This window comes from Streptomyces sp. NPDC027962, from assembly GCF_055566095.1.
In genome coordinates this window covers 61,596-77,516 of sequence record NZ_JBVHTA010000041.1, presented here as the reverse complement: position 1 = coordinate 77,516, position 15,921 = coordinate 61,596, and the positions used below count along the sequence as shown (strand labels likewise).

The 15,921-nt window shown below is 70.9% G+C and carries 14 protein-coding genes and 1 pseudogene; 10 read left to right on the top strand and 5 right to left on the bottom strand.

The features are described 5' to 3' along the window. Positions 1–250 precede the first annotated feature (250 nt). Together ACZ4SA_RS29685 and ACZ4SA_RS29680 are read left to right on the top strand one after the other, a co-directional pair. A complete protein-coding gene (locus tag ACZ4SA_RS29685; protein WP_468280632.1) occupies positions 251–1,294 on the top strand; it encodes a hypothetical protein in 1,044 nt (347 codons plus the stop codon). 14 nt (positions 1,295–1,308) lie between these two features. Next, positions 1,309–2,652 (top strand): hypothetical protein, encoded by a 1,344-nt coding sequence (locus tag ACZ4SA_RS29680; protein ID WP_468280626.1) that lies wholly within the window; start codon positions 1,309–1,311, stop codon positions 2,650–2,652. 81 nt (positions 2,653–2,733) lie between these two features. Here ACZ4SA_RS29680 and ACZ4SA_RS29675 read toward each other — a convergent pair whose 3' ends face one another. Beyond that, complete coding sequence (locus ACZ4SA_RS29675) at positions 2,734–4,239, bottom strand: peptide MFS transporter (RefSeq protein ID WP_468280624.1); 1,506 nt, start codon at positions 4,237–4,239, stop codon at positions 2,734–2,736. Positions 4,240–4,721: 482 nt separating this feature from the next. Between ACZ4SA_RS29675 and ACZ4SA_RS29670 the strand changes: the two genes are divergently transcribed. Together ACZ4SA_RS29670 and ACZ4SA_RS29665 are read left to right on the top strand one after the other, a co-directional pair. Next, complete coding sequence (locus ACZ4SA_RS29670) at positions 4,722–5,399, top strand: response regulator transcription factor (protein WP_356630661.1); 678 nt, start codon at positions 4,722–4,724, stop codon at positions 5,397–5,399. A 30-nt stretch (positions 5,400–5,429) separates the two neighbouring features. After that, positions 5,430–6,698: an ATP-binding protein gene (locus tag ACZ4SA_RS29665; RefSeq protein ID WP_468280621.1), complete on the top strand. Its 1,269-nt coding sequence runs from the start codon at positions 5,430–5,432 to the stop codon at positions 6,696–6,698. A gap of 12 nt (positions 6,699–6,710) precedes the next feature. On the opposite strand, the gene ACZ4SA_RS29660 is transcribed toward ACZ4SA_RS29665, so the two are convergent. After that, on the bottom strand, positions 6,711–7,226 hold the full coding sequence (locus tag ACZ4SA_RS29660) for a GtrA family protein (RefSeq protein ID WP_468280619.1): 516 nt from the start codon (positions 7,224–7,226) through the stop codon (positions 6,711–6,713). A 176-nt stretch (positions 7,227–7,402) separates the two neighbouring features. Here ACZ4SA_RS29660 and ACZ4SA_RS29655 point away from each other — a divergent pair, with 176 nt between their 5' ends. Genes ACZ4SA_RS29655 through ACZ4SA_RS29645 form a run of 3 tightly spaced genes read left to right on the top strand, consistent with a single transcriptional unit; the run spans position 7,403 to position 10,290 of the window. After that, positions 7,403–8,542, top strand: coding sequence for a 5-(carboxyamino)imidazole ribonucleotide synthase (locus tag ACZ4SA_RS29655; protein WP_468280618.1), 1,140 nt, complete (start codon positions 7,403–7,405; stop codon positions 8,540–8,542). Then, the gene (gene purE, locus ACZ4SA_RS29650; protein WP_468280616.1) at positions 8,539–9,075 is read left to right on the top strand and encodes a 5-(carboxyamino)imidazole ribonucleotide mutase; all 537 of its coding nucleotides are present in this window, start codon (positions 8,539–8,541) and stop codon (positions 9,073–9,075) included. Before ACZ4SA_RS29655 ends, purE begins: the two co-directional genes overlap by 4 nt. Before the next feature lie 6 nt (positions 9,076–9,081). Further along, positions 9,082–10,290 (top strand): dipeptidase, encoded by a 1,209-nt coding sequence (locus ACZ4SA_RS29645; RefSeq protein ID WP_468280614.1) that lies wholly within the window; start codon positions 9,082–9,084, stop codon positions 10,288–10,290. A 228-nt stretch (positions 10,291–10,518) separates the two neighbouring features. On the opposite strand, the gene ACZ4SA_RS29640 is transcribed toward ACZ4SA_RS29645, so the two are convergent. Then, positions 10,519–10,890 carry a VOC family protein gene (locus ACZ4SA_RS29640; protein WP_468280612.1) on the bottom strand — a complete coding sequence of 124 codons (372 nt, stop codon included), beginning with the start codon at positions 10,888–10,890 and terminating at the stop codon, positions 10,519–10,521. Between the two features lie 96 nt (positions 10,891–10,986). Here ACZ4SA_RS29640 and ACZ4SA_RS29635 point away from each other — a divergent pair, with 96 nt between their 5' ends. After that, positions 10,987–11,490 (top strand): CGNR zinc finger domain-containing protein, encoded by a 504-nt coding sequence (locus ACZ4SA_RS29635; protein ID WP_468280610.1) that lies wholly within the window; start codon positions 10,987–10,989, stop codon positions 11,488–11,490. 26 nt (positions 11,491–11,516) lie between these two features. Here ACZ4SA_RS29635 and ACZ4SA_RS29630 read toward each other — a convergent pair whose 3' ends face one another. Then, positions 11,517–12,860, bottom strand: coding sequence for a UDP-glucose dehydrogenase family protein (locus ACZ4SA_RS29630; RefSeq protein WP_468280608.1), 1,344 nt, complete (start codon positions 12,858–12,860; stop codon positions 11,517–11,519). Positions 12,861–13,047: 187 nt separating this feature from the next. Here ACZ4SA_RS29630 and ACZ4SA_RS29625 point away from each other — a divergent pair, with 187 nt between their 5' ends. Beyond that, positions 13,048–14,205, top strand: coding sequence for an acyl-CoA dehydrogenase (locus ACZ4SA_RS29625; protein ID WP_468280606.1), 1,158 nt, complete (start codon positions 13,048–13,050; stop codon positions 14,203–14,205). Between the two features lie 111 nt (positions 14,206–14,316). After that, positions 14,317–14,541: pseudogene (locus ACZ4SA_RS29620) on the top strand (putative T7SS-secreted protein); the annotation flags it as partial. Here ACZ4SA_RS29620 and ACZ4SA_RS29615 read toward each other — a convergent pair. Beyond that, the gene (locus ACZ4SA_RS29615; protein ID WP_468280604.1) at positions 14,504–15,907 is read right to left on the bottom strand and encodes an amidohydrolase; all 1,404 of its coding nucleotides are present in this window, start codon (positions 15,905–15,907) and stop codon (positions 14,504–14,506) included. The pseudogene ACZ4SA_RS29620 and the gene ACZ4SA_RS29615 overlap by 38 nt on opposite strands. Between the last annotated feature and the right edge of the window lie 14 nt (positions 15,908–15,921).

Sequence of the window (15,921 nt, the reverse complement as noted above, 5' to 3'; positions counted from 1 at the left end):
GCGCCCCGCCCCCTCCCGCTCCCCGCTCTCGGCCGTGTACGCGGCGGCCACGTCACCGCCACCGGCGTCGCCCGGGCCACCTGGGCCGTCTGCGTCGCTCGGGCCGGCCGGGCCGTCTGCGTCGCTCGGGCCGGCCGGGCCGTCTGCGTTGCCACGGGTGACCGGTCCAGCGGCGCCGTATGCGCCGGCCGCGCCGCCGTCGGTGGCGCGGCGCGGGGCCGGCGTTTCACGGCTGTGGGGGCGCACGCCCCTGGGCAGCCGGGGGCGCGCCCCCGCTCTCCGCAGGCGGCGGCGTGCCTTCGCCGCCGTCCTGCTTGCCGCTCTCTTCCTCCTCCCCGCTCCCGCCGCACATGCCGCCGCCCCACCCGTCCCCGACGTCAAGCTCTCCGCCCCCCAGGCCGGCAAGGGCGGCGACATCACCGTCAGCGGCAGCGGCTGGCGCCCCCGCGCCCTCCTCATGCTGCTCGTCTGCGGCCGGTCCACCCCCGCCGAAGGCGTGATCGGGGGCACCAACTCCTGCGCCAACGCCGACGGCCGCGCCGTCACCACCGACTCCAAGGGCTCGTTCCGCAAGAAGGTGCCGGTCGCCGAGCCGCCCGTGCCCTGCCCCTGTGTCGTCCACGTCGCCACCGTCACCGGCGAACAGCAGGCCGTCGACGCCGGGTTCGTCGTCGCCGGTCACCCCACCGCCCCGCTCCCGGAGCAAGCCGGCGGCGGCAGGCTCGCCGTGCTCACTGCGACCCGCCTCGAGGGCGAGTCGGGTCTTCTGGTCCTCTTCGGCGCGCCGCCCACCCGCAGGCTCGAGTTCACCGTCGGCAACCTCGGCACAGCCCCCGTCACGGACCCCGTCTTCGAGATCGGCATCGCACACGGCGTGTTCGCCCCGCAGTGGGAGGGGCAGCAGTGGCGCGGCACGATCAAACCGGGCGAGAAGGCGCGGATCACGCTGCCCGTGCAGCTCTCCGCCGGCGCGCACGGTGACTACTCGGTCTCGGTGAAGTACGGCACGAAGGTCCTCGCAGAGCAGCCCTGGGGCGTGCCCAGGCCGTGGGGCGTCACGGCCTTCTGGGTCCTGCTCGCGCTGGTCGTACCGGCTGCCGTGTTCCGTATCGGCATGGCGGTCGTCGACAGGATCCGCCCTCCGGGCCCGCGTCACGCCCGCCCCCGACGAGCCGGCGCCGCAGGCGATCCGGCCGACGGCACCGCCACGGCCACGGCCGCCGCACTGCCGTGGTTCACCCCTGACTCCGCACCGTCAGAGAACCGACCGACGACGACGAAGGGACATTCGTGAGTACGCAACGGAGGATGAGCGCGGCCGGAGTCGCGCTGATGCTCGGCGGCGCGGGGATTCTGCTGGCCGCGAGCCCCGCCCAGGCCGCCGAGGTCTCGTACGCGACGGAGTGCATTCCGCCGCCCATCTCCGGCCTGCCGCCCGTGCAGGGCACCACCAAGGTGCAGATCACCGCGCCGGCGGAGGCCAAGGTCGGCGACACGGTCGAGGTGGTGTGGAAGACGGTCGAGGCCGCGTCCAAGAACCCGGACATCCTGGATCTGGCCAAGGACACCGTGAAACCGACCGGCACGATCACGCTGGGCGGCGTGTCGACGGGCGAACTGAAGATGGAGGGCCCGCGCCAGAACCCGCCGATCCCGAAGAACAGCCCGATGGTGCTGCCCGACATGAAGGGCACGCTGAAACTCGAGAAGGCCGGTGAGACAACGCTGACACCGGGCGCGTACAGCATCAACGTGTCGAAGCCGATCTCGACGGACACGAAGTGCGCGCCGAAGGAGCCGGTCCAGGCGGGCGCGACGATCAAGGTGACGGACGGCGGCGGCGGTACGACGTCCGGCGGTGCGACCAACGGCGGTACGACGTCCGGTGGTACGACCAACGGCGGCACAACGTCAGGCGGTACGACATCCGGCGGTACGACCAACGGCGGCACGACCTCCGGCGGCAGCGACGGCGGAACCACCGGTGGGAGCGACCCCGCCCCCACCGACCACCAGGGCAAGGAGATCGAGGTCGCCTACTCCTGCAAGACACCCATCGGCGACAAGAACGCAGTCTCCCCGGTCCGTATCGACGCCAAGGAGAACGACGGCAGTTACGACCTGACCGTGAAGTTCTCCAAGTCCGTCATGGACAGCCCGGCCGACATCCCCGCGGACTCGGTCAAGCCGTCGATGGAGGTGAAGCTCGGCGGCGCCGACAAGGGCTTCGTCCATGTCGAGGGCCCGGCCAACAAGGAGCCCATCAAGTCGGGCGACCCGATCGAGATCCCCGATCTCAAGGGCACGTACAAGCCCGGCGCCACCGGGAAGACGACCCTGAGCCCAGGCGTCCTTACTGTCATGGCGCTGGGTACGACGACGACCTGCACACCACCGGCGGACGTCCCGTTCTCCCTGGAGCTCGACACGTCGGCCCAGCCGGGCGGCGCATCAGGAGGCACCAGTACCAGCGGCTCCGGCACCTCGGGCGGCTCGACGACCTCGGGCGGCACGTCCGGGGGCCTTGCCGATACCGGAGCGGAGGACACCGGCGCCCTCCGTGCGCTCGCCCTGGTCGCCGGCACGGTGATCCTGCTGGGTGGCGCGGTGTTCACGTTCACGCCGTGGCAGCGGCTGCGCGGCATGCGCTGAAAGCGGTATGTGCGATGACAACGGCGAAGGGCCGCCGCACCGGTACGGTGCGGCGGCCCCTCGAGCTCTACGCGAACGGTGTCAGCGCACGTCGCCCATGAGCGCGCGGATCTTGCGTCCGGCCATCATGAACGTGAGGCCCGCCGCGACGGCGACGACCGCCCACATCGTGTAGTACATGGCGTCGCCCAGCGGCTCGTTGAGCTTGGTGGTCCAGCCGTTCAGGGCGTTGCCCGTCGCGGTGGCAAGGAACCACAGACCCATGATCTGACCCACGAACTGCTTGGGCGCCAGCTTCGTGGACAGCGACAGGCCGACCGGGGACAGGCACATCTCGCCGAGTGTCTGGGCAAGGTAGACGCTCAGCAGCCAGAAGACGGTGACCTTGCCGGTCTCGCTGTTCGCGGCCGCGGCACCGGCCAGGCCCATGATGGCGAACGAGCCGCCGATGAGCAGCATGGCCAAGGCGAACTTCATCGGGGTGCTGGGCTCACGGTTGCGCTTCGCCAGCTTCACCCACAGACCGGCGAAGACCGGCGCCAGGATGATGACCAGTGCCGGGTTCACCGACTGGTACCAGGAAGCCGGGAACTCCCAGCCGCCGATCATGCGGTCGGTCTTGCCGTCCGCGAAGAGGGTCAGCAGCGAGCCCGACTGGTCGTAGATCATCCAGAACAGCACGGCCGTGGCGAAGAACCACATGAACGCCTGGATCTTCGGCTTGTCCGCCGCGGTCAGCGCCGGGTTCCGGTACATCGAGGCGAAGTACACGACCGGTACGACGATGCCCAGGATCGCGAGGACGTTCACGACGTGCTCGATGTCGTACGTGCCCATCGCGATGTCGATCACCAGCGCGGCGACGGCGAGGCCGCCCCACAGCAGGACCTTGCGCAGCGCGCTGCGCTTCTCCTCCGGCGTCGCCGGGGTCCCGGGCTCCTTGCCGATGTCCCCGAGGTGGCGGCCGCCGAGGACGTACTGGACGACGGCCAGCGTCATGCCGATACCGGCGACACCGAAGCCGAGGTGCCAGTTGACGTTCTCACCGAGGTAGCCGACGACGAGCGGGGCTGCCATGGCGCCGATGTTGATCGCCATGTAGAAGAGCGTGAAGCCGGCGTCGCGCCGGGCGCTGGACTGGCCTTCGTAGAGGCCGCCGACCATGGCGGAGATGTTCGGCTTCAGCAGACCGGTGCCGGCGGCGATGAGCGCCAGGCCGGCGAAGAACGCCGTGTCCGACGGGATCGCCAGGGTGAAGTGGCCCAGGGCGATGACGATGCCGCCGACGAGCACGGCCTTGCGCGCTCCCCAGAGACGGTCGGCCACCCAGCCGCCGGGCATGGCCGCCATGTACACCACGGCGTTGTAGACACCGTAGATGGAGACTGCCAGCGCCTCCCGCTCCTTCAGAGGTCCGTCGAGGACGGCCGCGACCATGTAGAGGGTGAGGATGCCGCGCATTCCGTAGAAGGAGAAGCGCTCCCACATCTCTGTCATGAAGAGGGTGGCCATACCGCGGGGGTGGCCGAAGAAGGTCTTCTCCGAACCAGGGGTACTGGCAGAGTCCTTCGTCAGGCTGGACGCCATGGTCGATCCTTGCTCGTTCGGGACGCGACGCCTTGTGAGCGGTACGCGCCCGGTGGGGGGAGGCCGGCACCGGCACGGGCGTTCCACCCCGACGCCTTCGGGGTTCCTCCGCGGCCGGAGGCCGGGAACGGTCCGTGTCGGGATCCATGCCCCTGACGCTGTGTCGCACCTGGGGCCCGGCCAACAGGTCATTCGCTGTGTCAGGTCGGGCTCGAAACGGCTGAAACGATATCGAGTCGATCTTCGGACAGAAAAGAGACCCTTGGTGCTCATGGCAGCCAAAGGTCCCCGGGTTGTACTACGGGCGTCACGCCACCATACGACACGACAGTGCGGCATATGGAAGGACTTGAGAGATGGATCACAGGTGATCACGGAACCAGCTACCCAGTATTGAAGGTCATAAGCAGGTTTGAACCCCACACTCGCAGGGGTCATGGATCAGGTCCCGGCGGCCGTGCCGCGCGGACTACCATCACCCCATGACCCGTGTACTGCTCGCCGAGGACGATGCATCCATCTCGGAACCGCTGGCCCGAGCGCTGCGCAGAGAGGGATACGAGGTCGAAGTGCGCGAGGACGGTCCCACCGCGCTCGACGCGGGTCTCGCGGGCGGTGTCGATCTTGTCGTGCTGGATCTCGGGCTGCCCGGCATGGACGGCCTGGAGGTCGCCCGCCGGCTTCGTGCGGAGGGGCAGGCGATCCCGATCCTGGTGCTCACCGCACGCGCCGACGAAGTGGACACCGTCGTCGGGCTGGACGCGGGCGCCGACGACTACGTCACCAAGCCGTTCCGGCTCGCCGAGCTCCTGGCCCGCGTACGGGCCCTGCTGCGGCGCGGCTCCTCCGAGCCCGTCCCCGCACCCGCCACGCACGGCGTTCGGATCGACGTCGAGTCGCACCGCGCCTGGATGGGCGACGAGGAACTCCAGCTCACCGCCAAGGAGTTCGATCTGCTGCGGGTCCTCGTCCGGGACGCCGGCCGGGTCGTCACCCGCGACCAGTTGATGCGCGAGGTCTGGGACACCACCTGGTGGTCGTCGACCAAGACCCTCGACATGCACATCTCCTGGCTGCGGAAGAAGCTCGGCGACGACGCGGCGAACCCCCGGTACATCGCCACCGTGCGCGGCGTGGGCTTCCGCTTCGAGAAGTCCTGATATGTGAGGCACCATGCGACTTGAGGCACCATGCGCCGCCGTCTGATCACCTCCACGCTCGCCGTGGTGCTCGTCGTCATCGCCGTCTTCGGCGTCTCCCTCGTCCTTGTGGAGACCCGCACCATCAGCAGCAGCGCCCAGGAGAGCGTGGACTCCGACGCGCTGCGCCTGGTCAGCATCGTCGAGAGCCGGCTGGTGGGCGGCGAGCCGGTCAATCCGGACATTCTCGCCGAGCAGGGCGACATCACCCGCTACGCCCTGATCACCATTCCCGGCCGCGGCCCCATCGAGATCGGCGAGCCCCCCTCCGGCAGCGTCATCCGCGGCACCGCGGAGGGCGAGCGGGACACGACGGTCACCGTCGAGGAGTCTCGTTCCTCCGTGACGCGCGAGGTCGGCAGGTCCCTGCTGATCATCGGTGCGGTCGCGCTGCTCGCCGTCGTCGCGGCCGTGCTGCTCGCCGTGCGTCAGGCCCACCGGCTCGGCTCCCCGCTCACCGACCTCGCGGAGACCGCGGAACGGCTGGGTTCCGGCGACCCCAGGCCCCGCCACCGCCGCTACGGCGTCCCGGAACTGGATCGGGTCGCCGACGTGCTCGACGCCAGCGCCGAGCGGATCGCCCGGATGCTCACCGCGGAGCGACGGCTCGCCGCGGACGCCTCGCACCAGCTCCGTACGCCGCTGACCGCGCTGTCGATGCGGCTGGAGGAGATCACGGTCACCGACGACCTGGAGACCGTGAAGGAGGAGGCCAGCATCGCCCTCACCCAGGTGGAGCGGCTCACCGACGTGGTCCAGCGGCTGCTGACGAACTCCCGCGACCCGCGCACGGGGTCCGCCGTCGCCTTCGACCTGGACGAGGTGGTCAAGCAGCAGCTCGAGGAGTGGCGGCCGATCTACCGCAGTGCGGGCCGCGCCATCGTCTGCTCCGGCCGCCAGGGCATGCGGGCCGTCGGCACTCCCGGCGCCGTGGCCCAGGTGCTCGCGGCCCTGATCGAGAACTCCCTCATGCACGGCGGCGGCACGGTCGCCGTGCGGACCCGGGTCACCGGGAACCAGGCGGTGGTGGAGGTGACCGACGAGGGGCCGGGCGTGCCGGGTGACCTGGGGGCGCGCATCTTCGAGCGGACCATCAGCGGCCGCAACTCGACCGGTATCGGACTGGCCGTCGCCCGGGATCTCGCGGAGGCGGACGGCGGCCGGCTGGAGCTGCTCCAGCAGCACCCGCCCGTCTTCGCGCTCTTCCTGAGCCGCGTGGCGCGCAAACGCAAGGACGACCAGAAGTCGACCGTGAGGTAGCGGTACGAACCGTCAGCGGGCGACGTGGTCGCGCGCCGGTTCCGGCCGACGCTGCTCCAGGAACGATTCAGCGGTCTGCACGGCCGCCCGCGCGGGCAGCGCCCGGAAGACCCAGGTGCGGTACGACCAGAACCGGAACAGCGTCGCGACGCCGATGCCGAGGAACTTGAAGATGTTGCTCTGCAGCGGGGTGTCCCAGTCGAAGCCGTATGTCGCCGTGTACAGAACGCCGTGCTCGATCACCAGGCCCACCGCGCTGAACAGCAGGAAGAGCGTCATCTCCCTGGTCCGGCCGTTCTTGTCGCGGTCACGGTAGGTGAAGTAGCGGAACCCGACGTAGTTGCAGGCGATGGCGACGACCGTTGCCAGAATCGACGCCCGGACGACGGGGATCTCCGTGACGTTCCGTACGAGGTTGAAGACGGCGAGGTTGACCACCAGGCCGAATCCGCCGACGGCGCCGAACTTGGCGATCTCGCGCATGAGCTGGTTCAGCTGCTCGCGCAGCTTTCCGCCTCGTTCACTCATAGTGAGAGCCCAGCCTCATCAGATCGGCGATCGGCCGACAAGCGTCGACTCCGCCATGCTAACCAGCGACCCTCCGCGCCGCCTGTGAGCCCTGAGAGCGATGTGACGTGCGATACAGAGCCCTGTCGGAACATACGGACGACAGGGGGTGTCCTCTCGGCGGATACCCTAGGAGAGTGACGTTCCCGGTAGTCGGCATGGTCGGCGGCGGTCAGCTCGCCCGCATGACCCACGAGGCGGGTATCCCCCTCGGCCTGAAATTCAAGCTCCTCAGTGACACCCCCCAGGACTCTGCAGCCCAGGTGGTGAGCGATGTCGTCGTCGGCGACTATCGCGACCTGGACACCCTCGTCGAGTTCGCGCGCGGCTGCGACGTGATCACTTTCGATCACGAGCATGTCCCGATCGAGCACCTGCGGGCGCTGGAAGCGAGCGGCGCCGTCGTCCGCCCGGGGCCCGACGCGCTGCGTCATGCCCAGGACAAGGGCGAGATGCGGGCCACGCTCACGGAGATCGGCGTGCCGTGCCCGCGCCACCGCATCGTGGCCGACCCCGCCGATGTGACCGCCTTCGCCGAGGAGGTCGGGGGCTTCCCCGTCATCCTGAAGACCGTGCGCGGCGGGTACGACGGCAAGGGCGTCTGGTTCGTCCGTGAGGAAGCCGACGCAGAAGCCCCCTTCAAGGCCGGCGTTCCCGTGCTCGCCGAGGAGAAGGTCGACTTCCGTCGCGAGCTCGCCGCGAACATCGTCCGCTCCCCGCACGGCCAGGCCGTGGCCTACCCGGTCGTCGAGTCGCAGCAGGTCGACGGCGTCTGCGACACCGTGATCGCACCCGCGCCCGACCTCGACCCCGAGCTGGCGGGCCAGGCGCAGGAGCTCGCGCTGCGGATCGCCAAGGAACTCGGCGTCGTCGGCCATCTCGCCGTCGAGCTGTTCGAGACGACGGACGGACGCATCCTCGTCAACGAGCTGGCCATGCGCCCCCACAACTCCGGCCACTGGACCCAGGACGGCGCGATCACCTCGCAGTTCGCCAACCATGTGCGTGCCGTACTGGACCTGCCGCTCGGCGACCCGCGCCCGCGGGCGCGCTGGACGGTCATGTGCAATGTGCTGGGCGGCGACTACCCCGACATGTATGCGGCCTATCTGCACTGCATGGCCCGGGACCCGCAGCTCAAGATCCATATGTATGGCAAGGACGTGAAGCCCGGCCGCAAGGTGGGGCACGTCAACACATACGGCGACGACTTGGACGACGCGCTCGAGCGTGCCCGCCACGCCGCCGGCTATCTGCGAGGAACGATCACCGAATGAGTCCTGTCGTTGGCATTGTCATGGGGTCCGACTCCGACTGGCCCGTCATGGAGGCGGCCGCGCAGGCGCTCGACGAGTTCGAGATCGAGTACGAGGTCGACGTCGTCTCCGCGCACCGCATGCCGCGCGAGATGGTCGCGTACGGGGAGCAGGCCGCCGACCGCGGCCTCAAGGTGATCATCGCCGGCGCCGGGGGAGCCGCCCACCTCCCGGGCATGCTCGCCTCCGTCACCCCGCTGCCCGTCATCGGCGTCCCCGTCCCGCTCAAGTACCTCGACGGCATGGACTCCCTGCTCTCCATCGTGCAGATGCCGGCGGGCGTGCCCGTCGCCACCGTCTCCGTGGCCGGCGCCCGCAACGCCGGCCTGCTGGCGGCCCGCATCCTCGCCACGCACGACGACGAAATCCTCGCCCGTATGCGGGACTTCCAGCAGGAGCTGAACGACCAGGCCACGGAAAAGGGCAAGCGGCTGCGCGCCAAGGTCGCCGGCGCGGAGTCCTTCGGCTTCGGGAAGCCGGGCGCCGGGAAGTAACAGCCAATGGACACCCCCACCTCTGCCGCCCATCATCTGGGGCGGGCGCGCGAGCTGCTCGCCGCCCACCCCGTCGTCGACGGCCACAACGACCTCCCCTGGGCGCTGCGACAGCACGTCCGCTACGACCTCGACCGGATGGACATCGCGGCCGACCAGAAGGGCCGGCTCCACACCGACATCCCGCGGCTGCGCAACGGCTGCGTCGGCGCCCAGTTCTGGTCCGTGTACGTGCGCAGCGACATGGCGGGCGACACCGCGGTCAGCGCCACGCTGGAGCAGATCGACGTCGTCGACCAGCTCCTCGAGCGCTACCCGGCCGACCTCGCGCGTGCGCTGAGCGCGGAGGACATGGAGATCTCCCGCGACGAGGGCCGTATCGCCTCGCTCATGGGCGCGGAGGGCGGGCACTCCATCAACAACTCCCTCGCCGCACTCCGCGCCCTGTACGCGCTGGGCGTGCGCTACATGACGCTCACGCACAACGACAACATCGCCTGGGCCGACTCCGCGACCGACGAGCCCGGCGTCGGCGGCCTCTCCGCCTTCGGCCACGAGGTCGTGCGCGAGATGAACCGCATCGGCATGCTCGTCGACCTCTCCCACGTCGCGGAGACGACGATGCGCCACGCGCTCGCCACCTCCGTCGCGCCGGTGATCTTCTCGCACTCGTCGTCGCGTGCCGTCTGCGACCACCCGCGCAACATCCCCGACGACGTGCTGGCCCTGCTGGCGGCCAACGGGGGCGTGGCGATGGCGACGTTCGTGCCGAAGTTCATCCTGCCCGCGGCCGTCGAGTGGACCCGCGCGGCGGACGAGAACATGCGCGCCCACGGACTGCACCACCTGGACACCACTCCAGAGGCGATGAAGGTCCACGAGGCGTTCGAGGCCGCGCATCCCCGGCCGACCGCGACCGCCGCCACGGTCGCCGACCACCTCGACCACATGCGCGAGGTCGCCGGCATCGACCACATCGGCATCGGCGGCGACTTCGACGGCACCGCCTTCACCCCGTCCGGCCTCGAGGACGTCGCCGGCTACCCCAACCTCATCGCCGAACTGCTCCACCGCGGCTGGTCGGACACGGACCTGGCCAAACTCACCTGGCAGAACGCGGTCCGCGCACTGCGCGCGGCGGAGGACGTGGCCGCCGACCTCCAGACCACCCGCGGCCCGTCGAACGCGACGATCGACGAGCTCGACGCGGTCTGACCCGCCCCGGAGCGCGGCCGTCACCGCGGCCGCGCCCCTCAGCGGGTTCCGTTCTCCACGGGTTCCAGTGCCCCTCCCGGCAAGCCTTGCCCTGTCGCGCCGCCCAGCACGCCCGCTCGCTGCGTTGGCCAAAAGCCCTGGTGGCTCCGCCACAAGGACTTCCGGCCGCCTTGCGACCGCGCGCACCGGACGACGCTCCTCACCGGGCAAACGTCGCCGGTCACGGCACTAGCAGGCGCAGAGGCAGAACGGATGCCCGGCCGGGTCCGCGTACACGCGGAACGACCGTTCCCGGTCGGCCGCCTCCAGCACGGTGGCACCGAGCTCCAGCACCTTTTTCTCCGCGGCGTCCATGTCGTCGACGGTCAGGTCCAGATGGAACTGCTGCGACTCCTCGGCGGACGGCCACTTCGGCGGTACGAAACCGGGCGCGGCCTGGAACGCGAGGGTCGTGCCGGCGACTCCGTCGAGATCCACCCACTCGTCGCCGCCGTCCGCATTGGTCTTGATCTCCCCGCCCAGGATTCCGGCGTAGAACCGCGCGAGCGCGACGGGGTCGGGACAGTCGAGCACGACGGCCCCGAGCCTGGCGATAGCCATGTCTTCTCCTCGATGGTCACCCACATGGTTACCCCTACCGGCCCTTAACCGGTAACGGTTACTGCATGCTCCCGCATAAGAGGTAACGTCGCAAGCATGAATGACAGGGCTCCCGCACCCGGCGGCCTCGCGCTGGTCGAGGCCCTGGTGAACACGCTGAATGTCGAGACGGGCGCGGACACCCTGGACAGGCCCGAAGGCCGCGCGCGCTTCGACCTCACGGCCGAGGACGTCCCCGCGGCCCGCGATCTGCGTGAGGCTCTGCGCGCCGCGTGCCTGGCCCACGCGGGCCACGGCACGGCCACGGCACTCGACGCGGTCCTTTCCGACGCCCCGCTGCGTGTGACGATCGCCGCCGACGGCGCGGCCGGCCTTCGCCCCCTCGGCCCGCCGACACTGCTCTCACGGGTCGCCGAGGCCATCGCGGCGGCCGGCGCCGACGGCACCTGGACCCGCCTCAAGGCATGCGAGGCCCCGGACTGCCACTGGGCGTACTACGACCGCAGCCCGGCAGGCCGCAGCCGCTGGTGCTCGATGTCCGTCTGCGGCGCCCGCGCCAAGATGCGCACCTACAGAGCCCGCCGCGCCTCGTCTCCGTAACCCCAGGCCGGTGCGGGGGTGTTCCGCTACGCCCGCGGGCGCCCCATGGCGCGGTACGTCCACCCCGCCTCGCGCCAGGCCACCGGGTCCAGCGCGTTGCGGCCGTCGAGGATGATCGGCGACGGCACGACCGTCGCCAGCTCCGCCGGGTCCAGCTCCCGGAACTCGCGCCACTCCGTCAGGTGCAGCACGACGTCCGCTGCCCGGACCGCCTCGCGCGCGGAGTCCGCGTAACCGAGCGTCGGGAAGAGCCGTCGCGCGTTCGCCATGCCCTTGGGGTCGTACACCGTCACCTGGCCGCCCTGCAGATGGATCTGGCCCGCCACGTTCAGCGCCGGCGAGTCCCGGACGTCGTCCGAGTCCGGCTTGAAGGTCGCGCCCAGCACCGCCACCCGCTTGCCCAGGAACGAGCCGCCCCCGACCGCGTCCCGCGCCAGCTCCACCATGTGCCCGCGACGGCGCATGTTGATGGAGTCGACCTCGCGCAGGAACGTCAGTGCCTGGTCCGCGCCCAGCTCACCCGCGCGCGCCATGAAGGCGCGGATGTCCTTCGGCAGGCAGCCTCCGCCGAAACCGACGCCCGCCCGCAGGAACTTCTTGCCGATCCGCTCGTCGTAGCCGATGGCCTCCGCCAGCTTCACCACATCGCCGCCCGCGGCCTCGCAGACCTCGGCCATTGCGTTGATGAACGAGATCTTGGTCGCCAGGAACGAGTTCGCCGCCGTCTTCACCAGCTCCGCGGTGGGGAAGTCGGTCACGACGAACGGCGATCCCTCGCCCACCGGCGTCGCGTACACCTCCCGCAGCAGCTTCTCCGCGCGCTCGCTGTTCACACCGACCACGATCCGGTCGGGGTGCAGAGTGTCGTCGACCGCGAAGCCCTCGCGGAGGAACTCCGGGTTCCAGGCCAGCTCCACATCCGCGCCCGCCGGAGCCGTCCGGGCGAGCACGGCGCCCAGCCGCTCCGCGGAGCCGACCGGCACGGTCGACTTGCCGACGACGAGCGCGGCGCGCTTCAGGTGCGGCGCGAGCGAGGCGAAGGCAGCGTCGACGTACGACATGTCGCACGCGTACTCGCTCTGCTTCTGCGGGGTGTTCACGCACACGAAGTGGACGTCGCCGAAGTCGCCGGCCTCCTCGTACGAGGTGGTGAACCGCAGCCGTCCGCTGGAGCCCTCGATGCCGGCGACATGCCCCCGCAGCAGGTCCTCGAGGCCGGGCTCGTACATGGGGACCTTGCCCGCCGAGAGCATCTCGATCTTCTCGGGGACGACATCGAGGCCCAGGACCTCGAAGCCCAGCTCCGCCATGGCCGCGGCGTGGGTGGCGCCGAGGTATCCGGTGCCGATCACGGTGATCTTGAGGGCCATGGGGTGCTCCAGTACGACGCGGGCAGGGGACGTGCGCGCCCGAGCATATCCGGGGCTCCGCGGGCCCTCCCAAAGTGCGCATGGCCCGCCGCCCCGAGCTGTCGGCAAACTCACGTATGCCTGCCGGGGGAGGGGCGTCTAAAATTGGAATACTTAACGGTAGTTAACACCTTGGGGAGTGAGAGTCTTGGCAGGATCGGCCGACTTCGATCTGTATCGCCCGTCGGAAGAGCACGACATGCTCCGTGAGACGGTCCGCTCCCTCGCCGAAGCGAAGATCGCGCCGTTCGCCGCCGCGGTGGACGAGGAAGCACGCTTCCCGCAGGAGGCCCTCGACGCGCTGGTCGCCTCCGATCTGCACGCGGTGCACGTCCCGGAGAGCTACGGCGGCGCGGGCGCCGACGCGCTCGCCACGGTCATCGTGATCGAGGAGGTGGCCCGCGTCTGCGCGTCCTCCTCCCTCATCCCGGCCGTGAACAAGCTCGGCTCGCTCCCCGTGATCCTCTCCGGCTCCGAGGAGCTGAAGAAGAAGTACCTGGGACCGCTCGCCAAGGGCGACGCGATGTTCTCGTACTGCCTCTCCGAGCCCGACGCGGGCTCCGACGCGGCCGGCATGAAGACCAAGGCGGTCCGCGACGGCGACTTCTACGTCCTCAACGGCGTGAAGCGCTGGATCACCAACGCCGGCGTCTCCGAGTACTACACGGTCATGGCCGTGACCGACCCGGAGAAGCGCTCCAAGGGGATCTCCGCCTTCGTCGTCGAGAAGTCCGACCCCGGCGTCTCCTTCGGTGCCCCCGAGAAGAAGCTCGGCATCAAGGGCTCCCCGACCCGCGAGGTCTACCTCGACAACGTCCGCATCCCCGCCGACCGCATGATCGGCGCGGAGGGCACGGGCTTCGCCACGGCGATGAAGACCCTGGACCACACCCGCATCACCATCGCGGCCCAGGCGCTCGGCATCGCCCAGGGTGCCCTCGACTACGCCAAGGGCTACGTCAAGGAGCGCAGGCAGTTCGGCAAGCCGATCGCCGACTTCCAGGGCGTCCAGTTCATGCTCGCGGACATGGCCATGAAGCTCGAGGCCGCCCGCCAGCTCACCTACGCGGCCGCCGCCAAGTCCGAGCGCGGCGACGCGGACCTCACCTTCCAGGGCGCGGCGGCGAAGTGCTTCGCCTCCGACGTCGCGATGGAGGTCACCACGGATGCCGTCCAGCTGCTCGGCGGCTACGGCTACACCCGTGACTACCCGGTGGAGCGCATGATGCGTGACGCCAAGATCACGCAGATTTATGAAGGCACGAACCAGGTCCAGCGGATCGTGATGGCGCGCAACCTGCCGTAGGGCAGGCTGATGAGCGGACGATGAACGCCCCCTGCCGGGATCGGCGGATTCCAGGGGGCGTTCACGCACGCTCAGCGGATCAGCTCCCGGTGCGCGCGGCGCCGGCGCATGGCGAGCAGCTTCGACGACCCAGGCAAGAAGTTGATGCAGGAAGCGCAGGACATCCTGGCCGAGGCGCGCAAGCAGCGGAACACGGCTGCGGAGACTGCGCGCACAGCGGGCGGCGCCGCCTGTGACCCGGCCCCGGAGAAGCCGTCCTACGCCGAGCAGTTGGGCGACGGGCTCCAGGAGCCGCAGATCATGGGTGACCATGTCGGCGGCGGCGCGGCGCGGGGCCGGGGGCGCGGAAACGGTCGAGCGCCGCGGCGCTCAGCGCCGCGACGGCGGGGCGCAGGGCGCCGGAGACGTGCGGGGCGAAGTGGGGCGAGTGGTTGGGGTGCGGGGGCGGGGCGTGTGGCCCGGCGCTCGCCCCGCGCCACTCGTCCGGCCCGGTCACGCCCAGCATCCAGTAGACCAGCGGGATGCCGTGCTGCCGGTGGACCTCGGCTCCGGCGTCCCCGAACAGCGGGAAGTCCTCCGCCGCCATCGACTCCGGCCAGGGCAGGACCCGCCCGGGGCCCAGGAGTTCCGTGTGGGCATGCCGCACCGACGCGGTGGCGTGCGGGTCGCACAGCAGGGCGGCCGAGCGGGAGGTGACGGTCACCTCCGGTTCCCGGGGGGCGCCCGCCGCCGCGCTCTCGGCGTGGACGATGCGCCGGACCGCCGACAGCGCCCGGTCGAGGGACGCCTCACTCGACGCGCGGACGCCTATGCCGAGCGCGGCGCTCTCCGGTATGACGTTGGCGGCCGTCCCCGCCCGCAGCGTGCCGACGGTCACCGTCACCTGGTCGGTGGGCGCGGTCTCCCGGGCGACGACGGTCTGGAGGCGGGTCACGACGGCGGCCGCGGCGACGACCGGGTCCACGGCGAGGTGCGGTGTGGCGGCGTGGCCGCCCCTGCCGTGCAGCACCACGTCGAGCACCGCGCTCGCCGCGGCCATCGGTGCCCGGCCGTCCGTGTGCGCGACGGTGCCGGAGGGCAGCGGCGCGGCGTGCTGGGCCAGTACGGCGCCGGGGCGGCCGAACCGTTCGTACAGCCCGTCGCCCAGCATGGCCGCGGCCCCGCTGAGGGTCTCCTCGGCCGGCTGCCCCACCACGACCAGGGTGCCCCGCCACCGGCCGGACAGGCGGGCCAGCAGGTCCGCCGCGCCCGCCGCCGCGGCCAGGTGCAGATCGTGGCCGCACGCGTGCATGGCGCCGTTGCCGCTGGCGTACGGCAGCCCGGTCCGCTCCCGTACGGGGAGCGCGTCGAGTTCCGCCCGCAGCCAGACGCGGGGCCCGTCCCCGTTGCGGAGGACACCGACGACGCCGTGGCCGCCCACCCCGCAGGTGACGGCGCAGCCCGCCGCCTCGAGCCGCGCGGCGAAGCGGTCCGCGGTGCGGGCCTCCTGACCTGACGTCTCCGGGTGCGCGTGCAGGTCGAGGTAGAGGGCGAGGGCGGGGCGCAGCACCTCCCCGGCGCGGGTGAGGAGGTCCGCCGCGCCGGTCGTGGACCGGTCGCGGCCGGGCCGGGGCGGAGGTGTCCGTGCCGGGGAGGGGGCGGGGGTGTGCTCCGGTGCGGAGGCCGGGGCCCGGCCCGGGCCGGTAGGGGACGGAGGGTGCATCGGCGGACTCCGGG

Bases quoted from the DNA above. Each gene is read 5' to 3' on its own strand.
- ACZ4SA_RS29640 (WP_468280612.1), bottom strand. From the start codon at position 10,890: ATGGCTATCGCCAGGCTCGGGGCCGTCGTGCTCGACTGTCCCGACCCC.
- ACZ4SA_RS29635 (WP_468280610.1), top strand. From the start codon at position 10,987: ATGAATGACAGGGCTCCCGCACCCGGCGGCCTCGCGCTGGTCGAGGCC.
- ACZ4SA_RS29630 (WP_468280608.1), bottom strand. From the start codon at position 12,860: ATGGCCCTCAAGATCACCGTGATCGGCACCGGATACCTCGGCGCCACC.
- ACZ4SA_RS29645 (WP_468280614.1), top strand. From the start codon at position 9,082: ATGGACACCCCCACCTCTGCCGCCCATCATCTGGGGCGGGCGCGCGAG.
- ACZ4SA_RS29670 (WP_356630661.1), top strand. From the start codon at position 4,722: ATGACCCGTGTACTGCTCGCCGAGGACGATGCATCCATCTCGGAACCG.
- ACZ4SA_RS29675 (WP_468280624.1), bottom strand. From the start codon at position 4,239: ATGGCGTCCAGCCTGACGAAGGACTCTGCCAGTACCCCTGGTTCGGAG.
- purE (WP_468280616.1), top strand. From the start codon at position 8,539: ATGAGTCCTGTCGTTGGCATTGTCATGGGGTCCGACTCCGACTGGCCC.
- ACZ4SA_RS29665 (WP_468280621.1), top strand. From the start codon at position 5,430: ATGCGCCGCCGTCTGATCACCTCCACGCTCGCCGTGGTGCTCGTCGTC.
- ACZ4SA_RS29680 (WP_468280626.1), top strand. From the start codon at position 1,309: ATGAGCGCGGCCGGAGTCGCGCTGATGCTCGGCGGCGCGGGGATTCTG.
- ACZ4SA_RS29660 (WP_468280619.1), bottom strand. From the start codon at position 7,226: ATGAGTGAACGAGGCGGAAAGCTGCGCGAGCAGCTGAACCAGCTCATG.
- ACZ4SA_RS29615 (WP_468280604.1), bottom strand. From the start codon at position 15,907: ATGCACCCTCCGTCCCCTACCGGCCCGGGCCGGGCCCCGGCCTCCGCA.